Raw genomic sequence first — 18,191 nt, forward strand, 5'->3', positions numbered from 1 at the left:
GCCAGAAGGACACAATGCCGCCGTGCAACGTCCTGTCGCGGGCGAGTCTGATTGCCACGCTCGATTGCGACTGTTACTGCGACGCGCTCTCAACACTGCCGCCAAGGCTGACGCCCGTGACTTTCCGTTCGCTTCTTCTCCTCTCCTCGACCGCCGCCGCGGTGGCCTTGGCCGCCGCTCCGGCCCTGGCTCAGGACGCCCAGCCGGACGAACTGGACGAGGTCGTGGTCACCGGCTCCCAGGTCGCGCTGCGCCCCGCCTATCCGGGCGGCCAGGTGGCGACCGGCGGTCGCGTCGGCATGTTCGGCGCGCTCGACGTGATGGACACGCCGTTCTCGACGACCGCCTACACCGAGACCCTGGCCCGTGATCAGCAGGCCCGCAGCGTCGCCGACGTGCTGCAGAACGACCCGGCCGTCCGCATCGCCAAGGGCTTCGGCAATTTCCAGGAGCTGTACGTCATCCGCGGCTTCCCGGTGTTCTCGGACGACATGACCTACAACGGCGTCTACGGCATCCTGCCGCGCCAGTACGTCGCCGCCGAGCTGCTTGAGCGGGTCGAGGTCTTCCACGGCGCCACCGCCTTCCTCAACGGCGCCGCCCCCGGCGGCAGCGGCGTCGGCGGGGCCTTCAACCTGGTGCCCAAGCGCGCCGGAAACGAACCCCTGACCCGCGCCACCGCCGGCTTCGAACCGGAAGGCCAGTTCTACGGCGCGCTCGACATGTCGCGCCGCTTCGGAGACGGCAACGACTACGGGATCCGCGCCAACCTCGCCCACCGCTTCGGCGAAGGCGCGATCGACGCCCAGCAGGTCGACCTGCAGGTCGCGGCCCTCGGCCTCGACTACCGCGGCGACCGCCTGCGCTTCGCGGCGGACGTGGGCTATCAGGACAATCACATCGACGCCCCGCGCCCGAGCGTTACGCCGGCCTTCGGCGCCCTGGACGTGCCGGCGGCTCCGGACGCGACGACCAATTTCGCCCAGCCCTGGACCTACACCGACGAGCAGCAGCTGTTCGGCGTCATCCGCGGCGAGTTCGATCTGACCGATGACGTCACCGCCTGGGCCGCCGTCGGCGCCCGCAACGGCGACGAGCGCAACGTTCTGGCCAACCCGACCTCCGACGCCGCGGGCGTCACCTCCGCCTACCGCTTCGACAACGCCCGCGAAGACACCATCGTCTCGACCGATTTCGGCGTCCGCGCCCAGCTGACCACCGGTTCGGTGCGCCACAGCCTCGTCGCCTCGGGCGCGGCCTATCAGTCCAAGTCGCGCAACGCCTACGCCTTCTCGAACTTCGCCGGCTTCGCAGGCGATCTCTACGATCCCTTCCCGGCGCCGCGCCCGGCGGCCGACTTCTTCGTCGGCGGCTCGATGGACGACCCGCACGTCACCGAGCGGGTCCGGAGCCACAGCTTCGCCCTGGCCGACAAGGCCGAGTTCCTCGACGGCCGGCTGATCGCCATCCTCGGCGCCCGCTACCAGAAGATCGACACCCGGACCTACGACTACAACACGGGCGCCTTCCTGTCGGGCTATGAGGGCGACGCCATCACCCCGGCGCTCGGCCTGGTCTACAAGCCGACCGACCAGATCTCGTTCTATGGCAACTACGCCGAGGCCCTGATCCCCGGCAAGACGGCTCCGGCCGTGGTCAACGGGGTCCCCGTCAGCAACCAGGGCGAGGTGCTTGATCCCTTCCGCGGCGAGCAGATCGAGGCGGGCGTCAAATACGACTCGGGGCGCTTCGGCGGGGCCGTGAGCCTGTTCCGCATCAGCCTGCCCAGCGAATCTTTCACGCTGAACCCGCCCCCCACGCCTCCGGCGGTTCAGACCGGAACCTACGGGGCCGGCGGCGAGCAACAGAACCAGGGCGTCGAGATGTCGGTCTACGGCGAGCCCGTCGACGGCGTGCGCCTGCTCGGCGGCCTGACGCTGACGGACGCCGAGATCACCGGCGCGCTCGATCCGACCCTGGAAGGCAAGACCGCCATCGGCGTGCCCGAGGTCCAGGGCAATCTCAATGTCGAGTGGGACGCCACCCGCGCCCTGACGCTCGAGGCCCGCGCCGTCTACACCGGCGAGCAGCAGGCCCGGGCCGACAACGGGCTCCAGATCGATGACTGGACCCGCTTCGACATCGGCGCTCGCTACACCCTGCCGCTCGAACAGCCGGTGGTGCTGCGCGCGCGCATCGAGAACGTCGCGGGCGAGGACTATTGGGCCTCCGCCGGCGGCTATCCGGGCGCCAACTATCTGGTGCTGGGCTCGCCGCGGACCTTCGTCCTTTCGGCGTCCGTGGACTTCTGAGGCCCGTGAAGGCCGGAACCATCCGCGCCTGGAGCTGGGTCCACAAGTGGACCAGCCTGGTCTGCACTGTCTTCCTGCTGATGCTCTGCATCACCGGCCTCCCGCTCGTCTTCACCCACGAGCTGGAAGAGGTGCTGATGCCGGCCGGCTGGGAGGCGGCCAATCCGGACGGCCCGAAGCTGCGCCTCGACGAGGTGCTGGCGACCGCGCTGTCGCGCCATCCCGGCGACGTCCCGGCCTTCATGAGCTTCGACGAGGACCGGCCGGTGGTGAACGTCACCAGCAACGCGCCCGACGCCGCGCCGGGCGCCTATAATTTCCAGCCCATCGACCAGACCAGCGGCGACGCCGCACCCCCGGTCGCCGGCCATCCGGTGCTGGAGTTCCTGCTGCAGCTCCACACCGACCTGTTCCTGGGCCTGCCGGGCATGCTGTTCCTCGGCCTGATGGGACTGCTGTTCGTCGCCGCCGTCGTCTCCGGCGTGGTGCTCTACGCCCCGTTCATGCGCCGCCTGCCGTTCGGCACGGTGCGGACGGGGCGGACGAAGCGGCTTCGCTGGCTCGACTACCACAACCTGCTCGGCGCGGTGTCGATCGCCTGGGTGCTGGTCGTCGGTCTGACCGGGGTCATAAACACCCTGGCCGATCCGATCATCGCCTACTGGAAGGACACCCAACTCAGCGAACTGGCCGCCGCCAACGCCGCGCCCGCCGCCCTGGGGGAGCGCGCCTCGCTGGACGCCGCGGTCGAGCGGGCGAAGCAGGAGCTTCCGGGCATGACCCTGCAGTTCGTGGCCTTCCCCGGCACGGCCTATTCGACCGACCACCACTACGCGGTGTTCTTCCACGGCGACACGCCGCTGACCGAGCACCTGATCACCCCGGCCCTGATCGACGCCCGCACCGGCGAGCTGGCCGGGGTCAAGCCGATGCCCTGGTACGCCAAGGTCCTGTCGCTCTCGAAGCCGCTGCATTTCGGCGACTACGGCGGCCTGCCGCTGAAGATCCTCTGGGCTATCCTCGACCTGATCACCATCGTGGTGCTGGGCAGCGGGATCTACCTGTGGCTGACCAAGCGCAAAGGCGGCCGCGAGGCTTCGGCATGACCCGGCTCATGAGCTTCAGCCTGTGGGCGATCTTCGCCATTCCGGGGGTGATCGCGGCCCTGTCCCTGTTCGGCCTGATCGCGGCCCTGCTCGGCGACGGCGTCTGGGACTGGATGGGCTGGCTCGGCCTGCTGGCCCCGGTGGCGGCGACCGTCTGGGCGCTGGCGGTCGGGAAGCACCGCTAGGCGGGAACCTCCGTCTTCGGGGCGGTCGCCGGGTCGTCCGTCACGATCTTGGTGACGACGCCGCACAAGTCGCTCTCGGCGACGGGCCCAAAGACGCGGGAATCGACGGAGTTGTCCCGATTGTCGCCGACCACGAACCAGCGACCCGTGGGGACGGTGACTTCGAGCGTATTGTCGAGATCCAGGCCCGGCCCGAAATCCGTCGTCATGTAGGATCGCCCGTTCGGCAGGGTCTCCCGCCAGAAAATGGTCTCCGGGAACCCCGGCACGGTAGCCGCGGCCGTGGCTGTCTTCTCCCGCTTGACCGCCTGCCCGTCGATGATGAGGACGCCGTCGACGACCTGCACGGTCTGACCGGGGCCTGCGACGGCTCGTATGACCCAAGGCGTCCGGTTGCGTTGGAAGATAACGACATCGCCGGCTTCCGGAACGGTCGAGCCGCAGTCGCCCCGCGGCCGGTCGGCCATCAGCACGTCGCCTTCGCGGTAGGTCGGCTCCATTGAGGCGGAGGAGACGCGATAGGGGTGTGAGCCCGGCGGCGTATAAACCGGTCCCGTCTGCGCGAGCGCGACGACCAGGGAAAGCCAGCCGAAACCCGTCACGCCGCTAGGGTCCCCTGAAGCGTTCCCGTGCCCTCGATCTCGACCGGGCCGGTCATCAGCACATGGCCGGTGTCCTCGTCCCAGTCGATGCGCAGTTCGCCGCCGTCGACCTCGACCGCCGCGTGCCGTCCGGTCAGCCCGCGCCGGGCGGTGGCCACCAGGGCGGCGCAGGCGCCGGTGCCGCAGGCCTGGGTCAGGCCGGCGCCGCGCTCCCACACCCGCAGGCGGATGCGGTCGGGGGCCAGGACGTTGGCGAAGCCGACATTGACCCCCTCCGGGAACAGCGGGTGGTGTTCGATCAGTGACCCCGAGCCGCGCACGAAAGCGTCGTCCTGGCGGTCGGTGAAGAAGACCACGTGCGGATTGCCCATCGAGACGGCGCCCGGCGTGTGCATCGCCGGATTGTCGATCGGGCCGATCTGCAGCTCGATGCCGCGGGTGTCCATCTCCTCGGCCAGCGGGACCTCATCCCATGCCAGCCGCGGCGGACCCATGTCGACCTGAACCCGGTGCTCACCGGCCCGTGTCGCCGTGGTCGGGCCGCCCAGGGTGTCGATCACCACCCGGTCGCGCCCGGTCGACTGCATCAACAGCCAGCCGACGCAGCGCAGGGCGTTGCCGCAGGTCTCGACCTGGCCGCCGTCGGCGTTCCAGACGCGCATGAAGGCGTCGCCGGTCTCCGACGGCTCGATGGCGATCAGCTGGTCGAAGGGATGTTGGGCGTGGATGGCCCGCACGCCGTCGCCGTCCGGGCGGAAGCTCCGCTCCAGGGCGTTGACGACGATAAAGGCGTTTCCGGCGCCGTTCATGCGGACAAAGGGGCGGCTCATGGCGTCCATATACGCACGGAACCGCCCGGCCCCAACCGCGGAGCTTCAGCGAGGATGACGACGGCGAAGAGCCGGAGTATCGCTGGTCGCATGAGCCCTGCCCGCAGTCCCGAGACGCCCAAGTCGCCCGTCACCGTCAAGGCGGCGAAGGTGAGAGCCCGGAAGGCGGCGGACGCCGGAACGCCGGGGGCGCCCAAGGCCGAGGGCCTGCGCCTGCGCGCGCGTCTACGCTACCTCTACCATGGCACTTCGCCCCTGGCGGTGCGGTTCCGGCTCGCGGTCATCGCGGTCGACTTCGCCATCATCGCCTTCTTCCTGGCGGCCCCGATCCTGCAACAGGCGGGCGTCGTCTTCTATGTGATCGACTATGTGATCGCGCTGATCCTGGTGCTCGACCTGGCCGGCCGCGCCCTGGCCCATACCGACATCAGGGACTGGCTGAAGAAGCCGGCGACCTGGGTCGACCTGTTCATTCTCGGCACCCTGTTGTTCCCGAACCAGCTCGGGAATTTCGGCTTCCTGCGGCTGCTGCGCCTATGGACCCTGCTCAACTCGGACTTCTTCTGGCGCACGGTCGGTCGCAAGTGGGACGACACCCGGGTCGAGGAGATCACCCGCGCTCTCGCCGCCCTGGTGACCTTCATCTTCGTCGTCACCGGCTTCGTCTACGCCACCTTCCGCGGCCGGCACGAGGGCATCAGCGGCTATCTAGACGCCCTGTATTTCACCGTCGCCACCCTGACGACGACCGGCTTCGGCGACATCACCCTGCCCGGCAACTGGGGGCGGGTGCTGTCGATCGTGGTCATGCTGACCGGCATCACCCTGTTCCTGCGTCTCGCCTCGACCCTGTTCCGCCCGCACAAGGTCCGCTTCCCCTGTCCGACATGCGGCCTGCAGAAGCACGACCCAGACGCCGTCCACTGCAAGGCCTGCGGCGAAGTTCTGTGCATTCCCGACGAAGGCGACTGAAGCGGCTAGTGCGCCGCTTCCCTGTCGGCGAAAGGGCGGCGCGGGCCGATCCTCTTCGCAGGCGGTGGCCAGCCACTAGCCACTAGCCACCAGTCACTTAGCTGCTCCGGCGCATGACAAACCTGTAACCTTCGAACCGCCCGGCTTGCCGCGCCCCGGTCCCCGGGTAAGGTGCCGCCCGACGTATCCGTCGGGGACCCATCTATGATCCGCACCGCCGCGCTCGCCGCGCTTCTCGCCTCCACCGCCCTTTCGAGCGCCGCCATGGCCCAGACAACACCCGCTCCCGCCGCGCCTTCCGAGGCCTCCGGCGGCGGCTTCGCCAGCTCGGACGCGACCGATCCCTACCTGTGGCTGGAAGAGGTCGAGGGCGAGCGCGCCATGGCCTGGGTCAAGGAACACAACGAGCGCTCGCTCGGCGTGCTGCGCGGCGACCCCCGCTACGAGACCCTGCACCAGCAGGCGCTGGAGATCGTCCAGTCGCGCGACCGCATCCCGTCGCCGGGCTTCAACCACGACGGCACGATCGACAATTTCTGGCAGGACGCGACCCACGTCCGCGGCGTCTGGCGCACCACCAGCCTGGACAGCTACCGCACCGCCGCGCCGCAGTGGGAGACGGTGCTCGACTTCGACGCCCTCGCCAGCGCCGAAGGCAAGAACTGGGTCTACAAGGGCGCGACCTGCCTGCCGCCGGAGGAGACCCGCTGCCTCGTCTCCCTCTCGGATGGCGGCAAGGACGCGGTGACCATCCGCGAGTTCGACCGCACGACGAAGACCTTCGTCGACGGCGGTTTCGTCCTGCCGGAGTCCAAGGGCGGCGCGACCTGGGTTGACCAGGACACCCTGCTGGTCTCGCGCGACTTCGGCCCCGGCACCATGACCAACTCGGGCTATCCGATGATCGTCAAGGTGCTGAAGCGCGGCCAGACCCTGGATCAGGCCAGGACCGTTTTCACCGGCCAGCAGAGCGACGTCTCGGTCTCTGCCTACACCCTGCGTGACGCCGACGGCGTCATCCAGGCCACCCTGATCAACCGCGGCGTCAGCTTCTACGAGGGCGAGACCCACCTGCTGAAGGCGGACGGCACGACCGTCCAGCTCCAGCTTCCGGCCAAGTCGAACATCAACGCCCTGGTCAAGGGCCAGATGGTGGTCACCACCGACCAGGACTGGACCGCCCCCTCGGGCCAGCAATTCAAGACCGGCGACGTCATCGCCTGGAACCTGGATCAGTGGCTGGCCGATCCGGCGACCCCGGCCCAGCTGGTCATCCGCCCGACCGACCGTGAAGCCATCGAGGGCATCACCAACACCCGCAACAAGCTGGTCGTGGCCCTGTACGAAAACGTCCGCGGCTCGGTGTACGTCTATGAGCCGAACGCCGCGGGCGAATGGGCCCGCACCCGTCTCGACCTGCCGCAGAACGTCACCGTCGGCGTCGGCTCGGCCAGTGAAATCGACGACAAGATCTTCGTCAGCGTCGCCGGCTATCTGAACCCGTCCAGCCTCTACCTCGCCGACGCCGCCACGACCGACGCCGCGGTGGTCAAGTCGCTGCCGGCCAAGTTCGACGCCGCCGGCATGGTGGTCGAGCAATTCGAAGCCCGATCGGCCGACGGGACCATGATCCCCTACTTCGTCGTCCATAAGGGCGACATGCCGCTGGACGGCTCCAATCCGACCCTGCTGTACGGCTACGGCGGCTACCAGAACTCGCTGCTGCCCGGCTATTCAGCCACGGTCGGCAAGCTGTGGCTGGAGCGCGGCGGCGTCTATGTCGTCGCCAACACCCGCGGCGGCGGCGAGTTCGGCCCGCGCTGGCACCAGGCGGCGCTGCAGCAGAACCGGCAGCGCGCCCACGAGGACTTCCAGGCCGTCGCCCTGGACCTGCAGGCCCGCAACATCACCTCCCAGCCCAAGCTGGGCATCATGGGCGGCTCGCAGGGCGGCCTGTTCATGGGCGCCATGCTCACCCAGCGCCCGGACCTGATCAACGGCGCCGTCATCCAGGTGCCGCTCTTCGACATGCTGCGCTTCCACAAGCTGCTCGCCGGCCACTCGTGGATCGCCGAATACGGCGACCCGGACATCCCCGAGCAGCGCGCCTGGATCGAGCAGTATTCGCCCTACCAGAACCTGCGCGCCGGCCAGCCCTACCCGGAAGTCTTCATCCACACCTCGACCAAGGACGACCGCGTCCACCCGGGCCACGCCCGCAAGGCTGCGGCCCGTCTGGAGGAGCTCGGCTATCCGGTGCTGTTCTACGAGAACACCGACGGCGGCCACGCCGCCGGCGCCAACCTCCAGGAAACTGCCCGCCGCCTGGCGCTCGAATACACCTATCTGTCGCGCCGCCTGATGGACTCGCCGGCGCAGGAATAACGGCCCGCATTCCTCCCCCGCTTGGGGGAGGGGGACCGCGAAGCGGTGGAGGGGGCTGCCCCTTCACCGCCCTCCGGCCCAAATCCCCCTCCACCATCCTTCGGATGGTCCCCCTCCCCCTGTGGGGGAGGAACTGAGTCCCTGGAGCTTTTGATGAATCGTCTGCTGCTGACCGCCGCCATCCCGGCCATCCTTCTCGCAGCGGTCCCCGCCGCCGCCCAGCAGGCCCAGGGCGACGCCTCGATCGTCGTCCCGGCCAAGCGGGTCGCGACCCCGCCCCACTTCCCCGCCGACCTGACCCCCGCCGGGGTCCGCGCCGCCGACGACCACCTGGCCCTCGAACAGGTCGACGGCGCCGAGGCCATGGCCTTCGTCCATGCCTCCAACGAGAAGAGCCTGTCCTCCCTCACCGGCGACCGCCGCTACGAGCCGTTCCGCCAGCAGGCCGAGGCGATCCTGACCGCCACCGACCGCATCCCGGCGCCCAGCTTCCTCGGCGAGGGCATCGGCAATTTCTGGCAGGACGCGGCCAATCCCAAGGGCGTCTGGCGCCGCACCACCCTGGAGTCCTACCGCTCGGCGTCGCCCGCCTGGCGGGTCCTTCTCGACATCGACGCCCTGTCCAAGGCCGAGGGCAAGGACTGGGTCTGGAAGGGCGCCGACTGCCTCGCTCCCGACGAGAGCCGCTGCCTGGTCAGCCTGTCCGACGGCGGCAAGGACGCCGTGGTGGTGCGCGAGTTCGACACCACGACCGGCCTGTGGGTTGAGGACGGCTTCATCCTGCCGGAAGGCAAGCACCGCCTCGAATGGCTGGACCGCGGCACCCTGCTGGTCGCCACCGACTTCGGGCCGGAGACCCTGACCGAGTCCGGCTACCCCTTCATCGTCAAGGCGCTGAAGCGTGGCCAGACGCTGGACCAGGCCACCGAGGTCTACCGCGGCGACATCGGCGACGGCGGCTATGGGGTGAGCCCGAGCGTGTTCCGCGACAAGGACGGCCGCGTCCTGGCGACCGTCATCACCCGCCCGCTCGACACCTTCCGCTCCGAGACCTGGGCCCTGGGCTCGGACGGCAAGCCGTACCGCCTGACCCTGCCGGCCCGCTCTTCAGTGCTCGGCGCCTTCGACGGCCGCCTGGTCTTCTCGGTCGAGGAGCCCTGGACCTTCGACGGCGAGACCTACGCCGCCGGTTCCCTGCTGGCGCCGCCGATCGCTCGCCTCGGCGAGGTCCGCGACGCCGCCCTGACCCGCCGCGCCGAAGCCCTCGTCTTCGCCCCCGGCCCGCGCCAGTCGGTCGAGGAAGTCCGGGTCCTGAGCGACCGCCTCGTCGCCACCATCTACGACAACGTCCGCGGGGGTCTGACCACCTTCTCACCCGGCCCCGACGGCTGGCGCGCCACGGCGCTGCCGACGCCGGAGAACGTCTCTGTTCACCTCGGCGACTCGTCCAAGTCCAGCGGCCGCGTCTTCTATTCGGTCGAGGGCTTCCTCACCCCGTCGACCCTCAGCCTGGCCGACATCGGCGCCGGCTCGTCCGAGACCCTGCGCACCGCCCCGGCCCGTTTCGACGCCTCGACCCATGTCGTCGAGCAGTTCGAGGCGACCTCGTCGGACGGGACCAAGATCCCCTATTTCGCCGTCATGCCGAAGGACCTGGTCCGCGACGGCCACGCCCCGACCATCCTGTTCGGCTACGGCGGTTTCCAGGTCTCCAAGCCGCCGGCCTACATCCCCGAGATGGGCAAGCTGTGGCTCGAGAACGGCGGCGTCTTCGTCAACGCCAACATCCGCGGCGGCGGCGAGTTCGGCCCGACCTGGCACCAGTCGGTGCTCAAAGAGCACCGTCAGCTGGCCTTCGACGACTTCGCGGCCGTGGCGGCGGACCTGCAGGCCCGCGGTATCACCAGCCCGCGCCGCACCGGCATCTACGGCCGCTCCAACGGCGGGGTGCTGACCTCTGTGTCGATCACCCAGCACCCGGAGCTGTTCAACGCCGCGGTCATCGAGAGCCCGCTGATCGACATGCTGCGCTATCACGAGCTGCCCGCCGGGGCCTCTTGGATCGGCGAATACGGCGATCCGCGCATCCCCGAGGACGCCGCCTACATCGCCCGCTACTCGGCCTATCAGCAGCTTCGTCCGGGGGCGGAGTATCCGCGCGTCTACATCACGACGAACACCCGCGACGACCGCGTCCACCCGGGTCACGCCCGCAAGTTCGCGGCCCGTCTCGAGGACATGGGCTATGCGCACCTCTACTATGAGGAAACCGCCGGCGGTCACTCCAACGACGCCGACCCGGTCGCCAACGCCCGCCGCTGGGCGAGGCACTACGTCTATCTGGCGCAGCAGTTGATGGATTGAGGGTGGGGCGCTCCCGGGGCGGGGTGGCCAATCCCCGGCCGACAGCGGCTTGGAAGTGATTAGTGGCTAGTGATTAGTGGTTCGATGCGGCGACGCCGTTGGAGAAATGCGGGCGTCGGCGCTGACGCCGCCACCCACTAATCACTAACCACTATCCGGGCGCCCTGCCCGCCGCCCTTCGCTCAGACCGGCTCGACCAGCTTGAGCTTGGCGGTCTTGGCCGGCTTGTCGGCTTTCAGGGCCTTTTCCGGCTTGTCCCCTTTCGAGGCCTTGCGGGCCAGTTTCTCGGCCTTCTTCAGTTCGCGGGCGGCCTTCTTGGCGGCCTTGGCTTCGGCCTTGGCCTTGACCGGGGCGGCGTCGGCCTCGCCGGCCAGTTCGCCGAGCAACTCCAGGAAGCCGTCGCGCTTGCCCTTGGGCAGCAGGGCCATGATCCGCTTGTCCGCGGCCTCGACGCGCGGCCGGGCCGCCTCCAGCGCCGCCTGCCCCGTTTCCGACAGCCGCACCGCCTTGGCCCGGGCGTCGATCACCGAGCGCTCGCGCTCCAGGAGGCCCTTGGTGGTCATGCGGGCGACCAGGTCGGCCAGGGTCGAGCGGTCGATGCCCGTGGCCCGCACCAGATCGGTCTGGGTCAGGCCCGACTTGTGGCTGACCGCCTCCAGCACCGCGAACTGGCGCTGGGTCAGGCCGTCCGGGCCCGTCTCCTCGGCATAGATGTCCAGCGCCAGCTGCAGGGCGCGGTGGATCAGATGGCTGGGCGAGGCGGACAGACCGCCGCCGCGCTTGGCCTTGTTGCCGGACTTCACCATGACCCGTATCCCTCGGTTGTCTGCCGTAAAGCTACCACCGGCGCTTTACGGTTTGACGACGGAGCAACGCGGGGATCAGAGACCAGGATCGGGCGTCGTCGGCCCCGTTTCCTCGTCCTTCAGAAGATGGTCCTTCAACAGATAGACCTGAAGCCCGCCGAAGACGATGGCCAGCACCACCACGACGATGCGGAACTTGACCCAGGTGGCGTCCGTCTGGGTCCGCCACACCGCCTCGTTGACCAGGGCGATGGCCGCGAAATACAGGCCGTAGTTGATCGTCACCCGCCGCCAGCCCTCGTTGGTCAGGGGGAAGACGTCGCCGAGCAGCCATTTCAGCGGGTATTTGCCGAACGGCAGCGAGGCCAGCAGCACCGTCGCCAGGATGCCGTTCTGCACCGTGAACTTCAGCTTGATGAAGGTCTCGTCGTGGAAGACCACGGCCAGGACGCTGAACACCAGGGCGATCACCCCGGCGAAGGCGGGCAGGGGGGCGATGCGCTTCTCGACCGCATAGCCGATGGCGATGGCCACGCCCGAGGCGACGGCCAGCACCCAGCCGGCGGTGATCAGGTCGCGGGTGATGAAGAAGGCGACCGCGAAGGCCCCCAGGGCCCCGAAGTCGACGACCTGGCGCACCCAGGCGCGGTTGTTGGCGGCGGCGTCGTTCATGCTCGGTGTCAGTCCTCGAGGCCTACGAGCGAACGGGAGAAGGCTCGCGCGTCGAAGGGTTGCAGGTCGTCGATCCCCTCGCCGACGCCGATCAGCTTGATCGGGGCGTCCGAGGCCTGGGCCACGGGGACCAGCACCCCGCCGCGCGCCGTGCCGTCCAGCTTGGTCATCACCAGGCCCGACACATAGGCGGTGCGGCCGAAGATCTGCTCCTGGGCCAGGGCGTTGCGGCCGACCGTGGCGTCGAGCACCAGCAGGGTCTCGTGCGGCGCCTCGGGATCGATCTTCTTCAGCACCCGGACGATCTTCAGCAACTCGTCCATCAGGGCCGACTTGTTCTGCAGCCGGCCGGCGGTGTCGATCAGCACCACGTCATAGCCCTCGGCCCTGGCGCGGGTGTAGGCGTCGAAGGCCAGGCCTGCCGGGTCGGCCCCGTCCCGGCGGCTCTCGAAGGTCGCCCCGGCGCGCTCGGCCCAGACCTTGAGCTGTTCCCGGGCGGCGGCGCGGAAGGTGTCGCAGGCGACAATCATCACCTTGGCGCCCTGCCCGGTCAGGTCGGCGGCGATCTTGCCCAGGGTCGTGGTCTTGCCCGAGCCGTTGACGCCGACGAACAGGGTGACGAACGGCTTGGCCCCGCCCAGCGGCTCGTAGCGGGCCTCGTGGTTGACCAGTTCAGCGGCCACGGCCTCGGCCAGGGCCTCCTTGACCTCGCGCTCATTGGCGCCGGCGGCGAAGCGCAGCTCGCGGAAACGGGCGACGATGCGGTCGGTGGCGGCCGGGCCGAGGTCGCTCTCGAGCAGATGCTCCTCGAGCCCCTCGAGCGCCTTCTCCGACAGGGGCTCCTTCACGAAGGCGCCGACGACCTGTTCGGTCATCTGCTTCGAGGTGCGGGACAGGCCTTCGCTCAGGCGCGAGAGCCAGCCCTTCTTCGGCGTATCGTTCATGCAACCGCTTTAGCGGTCGCCGGTTGGCAGGTCACGGGCAATCGTGGCGAAGCGTCGCCTTTGGCTCTATATGAGCATAAGACCGTGAAGGACTGATCCGTGGCCGATACCCGCCTGTTCCACTCGCCGGCCGCCCACGGCTTCGTCCGCGTCGCCGCCGCCACCCCGGTGGTGCACATCGCCGACCCGGTCGCCAACGCCGACCAACACCTCGCCCTGATCGCGCGAGCGGTCGACCAGGGCGTCGAGCTGATGGTCTTCCCGGAGCTCAGCCTCAGCGGCTACGCCATCGACGACCTCCTGCTGCAGGAGACCGTCCTGGCCGAGGTCGACCGCCAGATCGAACGCCTCGCCGAGGCCACCCAGGGCACGGGCCTGGTGGCGGTGATCGGCGCCCCGATCCGCGACGGCGACCGGCTCTACAACTGCGCCGTCGTGCTGGGCGAGGGCGCGGTCCTGGGCGTCGTGCCCAAGACCTATCTGCCGAACTATCGAGAATATTATGAGAAGCGCTGGTTCGCCTCCGCCATCGGCCTGGCCCCCTTCCACGACGACATCGCCATCGGCCAGCTGTGGGCGCCGTTCGGCACGGGGCTGATCTTCCAGGCCGACAACCGGCCCGACTTCGTCTTCGGCGTGGAGATCTGCGAGGACTACTGGGCCCCGCTGCCCCCCTCGACCCGCCAGGCGCTCGCGGGCGCGCGCATCCTGCTCAACCTGTCGGCCTCCAACGTCCTGATCGGCAAGTCCGACGACCGCGCCCTGCTGTGCGCCAGCCAGTCGGCGCGGGCCATGGCCGCCTATGTCTTCACCGCCTCGGGCTGGGGCGAGAGCACGACCGACCTGGCCTGGGACGGCCAGTCGATCATCTACGAACTGGGCGCCAAGCTGGCCGAGAACGAGCGCTTCTCCATGGAGGCGACCCTCACCGTCGCCGACATCGATGTCGAGCGCATCGGCCTGGAGCGGATGCGCACCGGCACCTTCGCCGACTGCTCGAAGGCGGAGGTCGAGGAGGCCCGCTTCCAGCGCGTCGCCTTCGCGGCCCGCGAGACCCTGACCGAGGGCGACCTGATCCGTCCGCTGGACCGTCACCCCTTCGTCCCCGACGACGCCAGGCGGCTCGACCAGGACTGCTACGAAGCCTTCAACATCCAGGTCCAAGGCCTGATGCGGCGGCTCAAGGCGACCAACGGCAAGACCCTCGTCATCGGCGTCTCCGGCGGGCTGGACTCGACCCAGGCCCTGCTCGTCGCCTGCCGCGCCTTCGATCAGCTCGGCCTGCCGCGCACCGGCATCCTCGGCTACACCATGCCCGGCTTCGCCACGTCCGAGGGGACCAAGTCGAACGCCTGGGCTCTGATGAAGGCGCTGGGCGTCACCGGGGCCGAGATCGACATCCGCCCGACGGCCATGACCATGTTCGAGGGCATCGGCCACCCCTTCGCCAAGGGCGAGCCGGTGCACGACATCACCTTCGAGAACGTCCAGGCCGGGCTGCGCACCGACTATCTGTTCCGCCTCGCCAACCAGAATGGCGGCTTCGTGCTGGGCACCGGCGACCTGTCTGAGCTGGCCCTCGGCTGGGCCACCTACGGCGTCGGCGACCACATGAGCCACTACAACGTCAACGCCGGCGTGGCGAAGACCTTGATCCGGCACCTGATCCGCTGGGTCGCCGATCACGCCCTGGTCGGCTCCGAGGCCGCGCCGGTGCTGCGCGGCATCCTGGCCACCGACATCTCACCCGAGCTGGTCCCCGCGGTCGACGGCAAGATCCAGTCGACCCAGGGCACGGTCGGTCCCTATCCGCTGAACGACTTCTTCCTGTTCTACATCACTCGCTTCGGCCTGCGCCCGTCCAAGGTCGCCTACCTGGCCCACCAAGCCTGGAAGGACGCTTCGATCGGCCACTGGCCCTCCGGCACGCCGGACGAGGAGAAGGTCGAATACGACCTGGCGACCATCAAGCACTGGCTGCGCAAATTCCTGGTCCGCTTCTTCCAGACCAGCCAGTTCAAGCGCTCGGCGGTCCCGAACGGACCGAAGGTGGTCACCGGCGGCTCGCTGTCGCCGCGAGGCGACTGGCGGGCGCCCTCGGACGCCACGGCGCGGGTCTGGCTGGATGAGCTTGAGGCGAACGTCCCCGACTAGGGACTAGGTTCTAGGTTCTAGGTTCTAGGGCAGCCGCCCCTGGAACCTGGTCCCTAGTCCCCAGAACCTTCCTCAAGCCAGCTCGCTAAGGAACGGGAAGATCGCCGCCTTGGCCGCCGGCTCGTCCAGCATCGGCGCATGGCCGACGCCGGGCACCTCCACGACGTCCATGCGGGGGGCGCGCTTCTGCATCTTGGCCAGGATCTTCGGGCTGAGCAGGTCGGAATTCTCGCCCCGCACCAGCAGCACCTGCCGCCCCTTGGTCAGTCGGGTGAACATCGGCCACAGGTTGGGGACCAGGGCCTTGGCCCCCGCCGCCTTGATCGGCACGACGATGTCGGGGTCGTAGTTGAGCACCGGCGACCCCTCGGGGCCCTCGCGGAAGACGCGTCGGGCGAAGGCGTTCCAGTCGGTGTCCTTGTAGTGCGGGAAGGCGACCTCGTTGTTCCGTTTCACATAGGCGGCCGCCTCGGCCCAGGTCGGGGTGTCGACCGGCTGGCCGGTGTAGGCGGCGATCCGCGCCAGCCCTTCCTTGGCCACTTCCGGGCCGACGTCATTGATGATGGCGCCGGCGATGACCTTCGAGCGCACCGCCGCCAGGGCCATGGTGATCAGGCCGCCCATGGAGGTGCCCAGGAAGACGGCCCGCTCGATGCCGGTCTGCTGCAGAAGGGCCAGTATGTCCTGGGCGTAGGTCGCCGGGACATAGGTCATCGGGTCCGGCGCATTGTCCGACCGGCCGCGGCCGCGCACGTCGACGGCCAGCACCCGGCGCCCGCTCTGGGCGATCAGCGGAGCGATCGCCTCGAAGTCCGCCGAGTTGCGGGTCAGGCCGTGAATGGCGATCACCGGCAATTTGGCCGCGCCGGCCGCCGCCGCATAGTCGCGCGCATACAGGCTCAGTCCATCGGGGCTGGTCCAGCGGCGGTCGGCGTAGGTCATCGAGGTCTCCGGTCGGGATTCGATTCTAATTCATCGGGCAGCGAAAACCATCGCCCGGATTGGGGATCAGTGCCCCAGCAGTTCCTTGACGAAGTCGTCGAGGTCGCCGCCGTCGAAGCGGAAGCCCGGCACGCCCGCTCGGCGGGCCGCCTCCAGATCGCTCGGCTGGTCGCCGATCAGGAAGCTGCGCGCCGGATCGATCTGATGGTCCTGGATGGCGCGCAGGATCATCCCCGGGTTCGGCTTGCGATCGGGGTGGTCGGGATGGATGTAAGCCTCGACCCGGCCTTCCGAATGATAGGGGCAGGCGTAGACGGCGCCGATGATCGCCCCCTTGGCCGCCAGCTTGCGCACGATCAGGGCGTTGAAGGCCTTCATCTGGGCCTCGGTGAAGAGGCCCCGCGCCACGCCCGACTGATTGGTGACGATCACGCACAGGAAGCCCAGGGCGTTCAGGCGGCGGACCGCCGCGTCCGCGCCGGGCACGAGGCGCAGATGTTCTTCCAGGTGAGGATAGCCGGTGTCCTCGATCAGGACGCCGTCGCGATCGAGGAATACGGCGGGTACGCCAGTCATCATTCTGGGGGATTAGGGCGCCCGTCCGGTTCGTTGCAACCCGTCACGGGAAGTGACCCCCGGGCATTTGGCGCGGACGGCGTCGATTTGGTAGGGAGCGCCACCCTCGGCGCGGCGTTGTTCTCGCGCCGCCTGCGCCCGCGCGCGTTCGGAGACCGTCCCGACATGACCATCCCCTTCATCGACCTTCAGGCCCAACGCCTGCGCCTCGCCGGCAAGATCGAAGCCGCCGTCCAGGAAGCCGTCGTCGGCGGCGCCTGGGTCATGGGCCCGCAGGTCCGCCAGTTCGAGGCCGACCTCGCCGCCTTCGGCCACGCCAAGCATGCGCTGGGCTGCGCCAACGGCACCGACGCCCTGGCCCTGCCGCTGATGGCCTGGGGCGTGGGCCGCGGCGACGCCGTCTTCGTGCCCAGCTTCACCTTCGCCGCCACGGCCGAGATCGTGCCGTGGTTCGACGCGGAGCCGGTCTTCATCGATGTCGACCCCAAGACCTACAACATGGACCCGGCCCATCTCGCCGCCGCCATCGAAGCCACGATCGCCGAGGGCCGGCTGAAGCCGCGCGTGGTCATCGCCGTCGATCTGTTCGGCCAGCCCGCCGACTATCCGGCCATCAAGGCCATCTGCGACAAGCACGGCCTGAAGCTGATCTCGGACTCGGCTCAGGGCTTCGGCTGCACCATCGACGGCGAACATCCCCTCAAATGGGCCGACATCACCACCACCAGCTTCTTCCCGGCCAAGCCGCTCGGCTGCTACGGCGACGGCGGCGCGGTGCTGACCAATGACGACGAGCTGGCCCAGCTGATCGATTCCATCCGCGTGCACGGCAAGGCGGTGGCCATCGACCTGAAGGACCGCACCTTCGAGCACGACCCCAAATACCTGAACATGCGCATCGGGCTGAACAGCCGTCTGGACACCATCCAGGCCGCCGTCCTGATCGAGAAGCTGAAGGTCTTCGGCCAGGAGATCGAATGGCGCAACCGCATCGCGGCCCGCTACAACGAGGGCCTGCGCCCCCACGTCGCCGCCGTGCCGGACGTGCCCGCCGGGAACATCTCCAACTGGGCCCAGTACACGATCGAGCATGACGACCGCGACGGCCTCGCGGCGCACCTGAAAGAGCAGGGCGTGCCCACCGCCGTCTACTATCCGATCCCGCTGCACCTGCAGCCGGCCTACGACATCTACCCGCGCGGGCCGCAGGGGCTGCCGGTCACCGAACGCCTGAAGGACCGGGTCATCAGCCTGCCGATGCACGCCGACCTCGATGAGGCTACACAGGACCGCATCATCGCCGCCGTCGCGTCCTTCAACGCCTGATTTGGGGCTGAATCC

The 18,191-nt window shown here is 69.0% G+C and carries 15 protein-coding genes; 8 read left to right on the forward strand and 7 right to left on the reverse strand.

Features of this window, described 5'->3' with window-relative positions; all coding sequences use genetic code 11:
• The first annotated feature begins 116 nt into the window (after window positions 1-116).
• The 3 genes from ASC65_RS01080 to ASC65_RS01090 are packed head-to-tail and all read left to right on the forward strand — an operon-like array spanning window position 117 to window position 3,603.
• On the forward strand, window positions 117-2,312 hold the full coding sequence (locus ASC65_RS01080; protein ID WP_056448290.1) for a TonB-dependent receptor: 2,196 nt from the start codon (window positions 117-119) through the stop codon (window positions 2,310-2,312).
• Between the two features lie 5 nt (window positions 2,313-2,317).
• Window positions 2,318-3,418 (forward strand): PepSY-associated TM helix domain-containing protein, encoded by a 1,101-nt coding sequence (locus tag ASC65_RS01085; RefSeq protein WP_162245647.1) that lies wholly within the window; start codon window positions 2,318-2,320, stop codon window positions 3,416-3,418.
• Window positions 3,415-3,603: a hypothetical protein gene (locus ASC65_RS01090; RefSeq protein WP_056448292.1), complete on the forward strand. Its 189-nt coding sequence runs from the start codon at window positions 3,415-3,417 to the stop codon at window positions 3,601-3,603. The genes ASC65_RS01085 and ASC65_RS01090 overlap by 4 nt, the downstream gene beginning before the upstream one ends.
• On the opposite strand, the gene lepB is transcribed toward ASC65_RS01090, so the two are convergent.
• Both lepB and dapF read right to left on the reverse strand, forming a co-directional pair.
• Window positions 3,600-4,205 carry a signal peptidase I gene (gene lepB, locus ASC65_RS01095; RefSeq protein WP_056448294.1) on the reverse strand — a complete coding sequence of 202 codons (606 nt, stop codon included), beginning with the start codon at window positions 4,203-4,205 and terminating at the stop codon, window positions 3,600-3,602. The two genes, ASC65_RS01090 and lepB, sit on opposite strands and share 4 nt — an antisense overlap.
• Window positions 4,202-5,035 carry a diaminopimelate epimerase gene (dapF, locus tag ASC65_RS01100; protein WP_056449153.1) on the reverse strand — a complete coding sequence of 278 codons (834 nt, stop codon included), beginning with the start codon at window positions 5,033-5,035 and terminating at the stop codon, window positions 4,202-4,204. The genes lepB and dapF overlap by 4 nt, the downstream gene beginning before the upstream one ends.
• Before the next feature lie 90 nt (window positions 5,036-5,125).
• On the opposite strand from dapF, the gene ASC65_RS01105 reads away from it, so the two are divergent.
• The 3 genes from ASC65_RS01105 to ASC65_RS01115 all read left to right on the forward strand — a co-directional run bounded on the left by ASC65_RS01105 (window position 5,126) and on the right by ASC65_RS01115 (window position 10,756).
• On the forward strand, window positions 5,126-6,007 hold the full coding sequence (locus tag ASC65_RS01105; RefSeq protein ID WP_082525815.1) for a potassium channel family protein: 882 nt from the start codon (window positions 5,126-5,128) through the stop codon (window positions 6,005-6,007).
• Between the two features lie 204 nt (window positions 6,008-6,211).
• Complete coding sequence (locus ASC65_RS01110) at window positions 6,212-8,392, forward strand: prolyl oligopeptidase family serine peptidase (protein WP_056448298.1); 2,181 nt, start codon at window positions 6,212-6,214, stop codon at window positions 8,390-8,392.
• A gap of 153 nt (window positions 8,393-8,545) precedes the next feature.
• Window positions 8,546-10,756, forward strand: coding sequence for a prolyl oligopeptidase family serine peptidase (locus ASC65_RS01115; RefSeq protein WP_056448303.1), 2,211 nt, complete (start codon window positions 8,546-8,548; stop codon window positions 10,754-10,756).
• Window positions 10,757-10,938: 182 nt separating this feature from the next.
• Here ASC65_RS01115 and ASC65_RS01120 read toward each other — a convergent pair whose 3' ends face one another.
• The 3 genes from ASC65_RS01120 to ftsY all read right to left on the reverse strand — a co-directional run bounded on the left by ASC65_RS01120 (window position 10,939) and on the right by ftsY (window position 13,178).
• Window positions 10,939-11,562 carry a MarR family winged helix-turn-helix transcriptional regulator gene (locus ASC65_RS01120; RefSeq protein ID WP_056448306.1) on the reverse strand — a complete coding sequence of 208 codons (624 nt, stop codon included), beginning with the start codon at window positions 11,560-11,562 and terminating at the stop codon, window positions 10,939-10,941.
• A gap of 75 nt (window positions 11,563-11,637) precedes the next feature.
• Window positions 11,638-12,234, reverse strand: coding sequence for an inner membrane-spanning protein YciB (locus ASC65_RS01125; RefSeq protein ID WP_056448309.1), 597 nt, complete (start codon window positions 12,232-12,234; stop codon window positions 11,638-11,640).
• Window positions 12,235-12,242: 8 nt separating this feature from the next.
• The gene (gene ftsY / locus ASC65_RS01130) at window positions 12,243-13,178 is read right to left on the reverse strand and encodes a signal recognition particle-docking protein FtsY (protein WP_056448312.1); all 936 of its coding nucleotides are present in this window, start codon (window positions 13,176-13,178) and stop codon (window positions 12,243-12,245) included.
• A gap of 99 nt (window positions 13,179-13,277) precedes the next feature.
• On the opposite strand from ftsY, the gene ASC65_RS01135 reads away from it, so the two are divergent.
• On the forward strand, window positions 13,278-15,332 hold the full coding sequence (locus ASC65_RS01135) for an NAD(+) synthase (RefSeq protein ID WP_056448315.1): 2,055 nt from the start codon (window positions 13,278-13,280) through the stop codon (window positions 15,330-15,332).
• Between the two features lie 72 nt (window positions 15,333-15,404).
• Here ASC65_RS01135 and ASC65_RS01140 read toward each other — a convergent pair whose 3' ends face one another.
• Together ASC65_RS01140 and ASC65_RS01145 are read right to left on the reverse strand one after the other, a co-directional pair.
• Window positions 15,405-16,274 carry an alpha/beta fold hydrolase gene (locus ASC65_RS01140; RefSeq protein WP_056448318.1) on the reverse strand — a complete coding sequence of 290 codons (870 nt, stop codon included), beginning with the start codon at window positions 16,272-16,274 and terminating at the stop codon, window positions 15,405-15,407.
• 66 nt (window positions 16,275-16,340) lie between these two features.
• Window positions 16,341-16,850: a D-glycero-alpha-D-manno-heptose-1,7-bisphosphate 7-phosphatase gene (locus ASC65_RS01145; protein WP_056449159.1), complete on the reverse strand. Its 510-nt coding sequence runs from the start codon at window positions 16,848-16,850 to the stop codon at window positions 16,341-16,343.
• Window positions 16,851-17,015: 165 nt separating this feature from the next.
• On the opposite strand from ASC65_RS01145, the gene ASC65_RS01150 reads away from it, so the two are divergent.
• The gene (locus tag ASC65_RS01150) at window positions 17,016-18,176 is read left to right on the forward strand and encodes a DegT/DnrJ/EryC1/StrS family aminotransferase (RefSeq protein WP_056449162.1); all 1,161 of its coding nucleotides are present in this window, start codon (window positions 17,016-17,018) and stop codon (window positions 18,174-18,176) included.
• The last annotated feature ends 15 nt before the right edge of the window (window positions 18,177-18,191 follow it).

This window comes from Brevundimonas sp. Root1279 (assembly GCF_001425945.1).
In the GTDB taxonomy this organism is placed as follows: domain Bacteria; phylum Pseudomonadota; class Alphaproteobacteria; order Caulobacterales; family Caulobacteraceae; genus Brevundimonas.

What these genes read in the sequence shown, in the direction of transcription:
- ASC65_RS01090 (WP_056448292.1), top strand. Translation starts at nt 3,415, where the DNA reads ATGACCCGGCTCATGAGCTTCAGCCTGTGGGCGATCTTCGCCATTCCG.
- dapF (WP_056449153.1), bottom strand. Translation starts at nt 5,035, where the DNA reads ATGAGCCGCCCCTTTGTCCGCATGAACGGCGCCGGAAACGCCTTTATC.
- ASC65_RS01105 (WP_082525815.1), top strand. Translation starts at nt 5,126, where the DNA reads ATGAGCCCTGCCCGCAGTCCCGAGACGCCCAAGTCGCCCGTCACCGTC.
- ASC65_RS01110 (WP_056448298.1), top strand. Translation starts at nt 6,212, where the DNA reads ATGATCCGCACCGCCGCGCTCGCCGCGCTTCTCGCCTCCACCGCCCTT.
- ASC65_RS01115 (WP_056448303.1), top strand. Translation starts at nt 8,546, where the DNA reads ATGAATCGTCTGCTGCTGACCGCCGCCATCCCGGCCATCCTTCTCGCA.
- ASC65_RS01120 (WP_056448306.1), bottom strand. Translation starts at nt 11,562, where the DNA reads ATGGTGAAGTCCGGCAACAAGGCCAAGCGCGGCGGCGGTCTGTCCGCC.
- ASC65_RS01125 (WP_056448309.1), bottom strand. Translation starts at nt 12,234, where the DNA reads ATGAACGACGCCGCCGCCAACAACCGCGCCTGGGTGCGCCAGGTCGTC.
- ftsY (WP_056448312.1), bottom strand. Translation starts at nt 13,178, where the DNA reads ATGAACGATACGCCGAAGAAGGGCTGGCTCTCGCGCCTGAGCGAAGGC.
- ASC65_RS01140 (WP_056448318.1), bottom strand. Translation starts at nt 16,274, where the DNA reads ATGACCTACGCCGACCGCCGCTGGACCAGCCCCGATGGACTGAGCCTG.
- ASC65_RS01145 (WP_056449159.1), bottom strand. Translation starts at nt 16,850, where the DNA reads ATGACTGGCGTACCCGCCGTATTCCTCGATCGCGACGGCGTCCTGATC.
- ASC65_RS01150 (WP_056449162.1), top strand. Translation starts at nt 17,016, where the DNA reads ATGACCATCCCCTTCATCGACCTTCAGGCCCAACGCCTGCGCCTCGCC.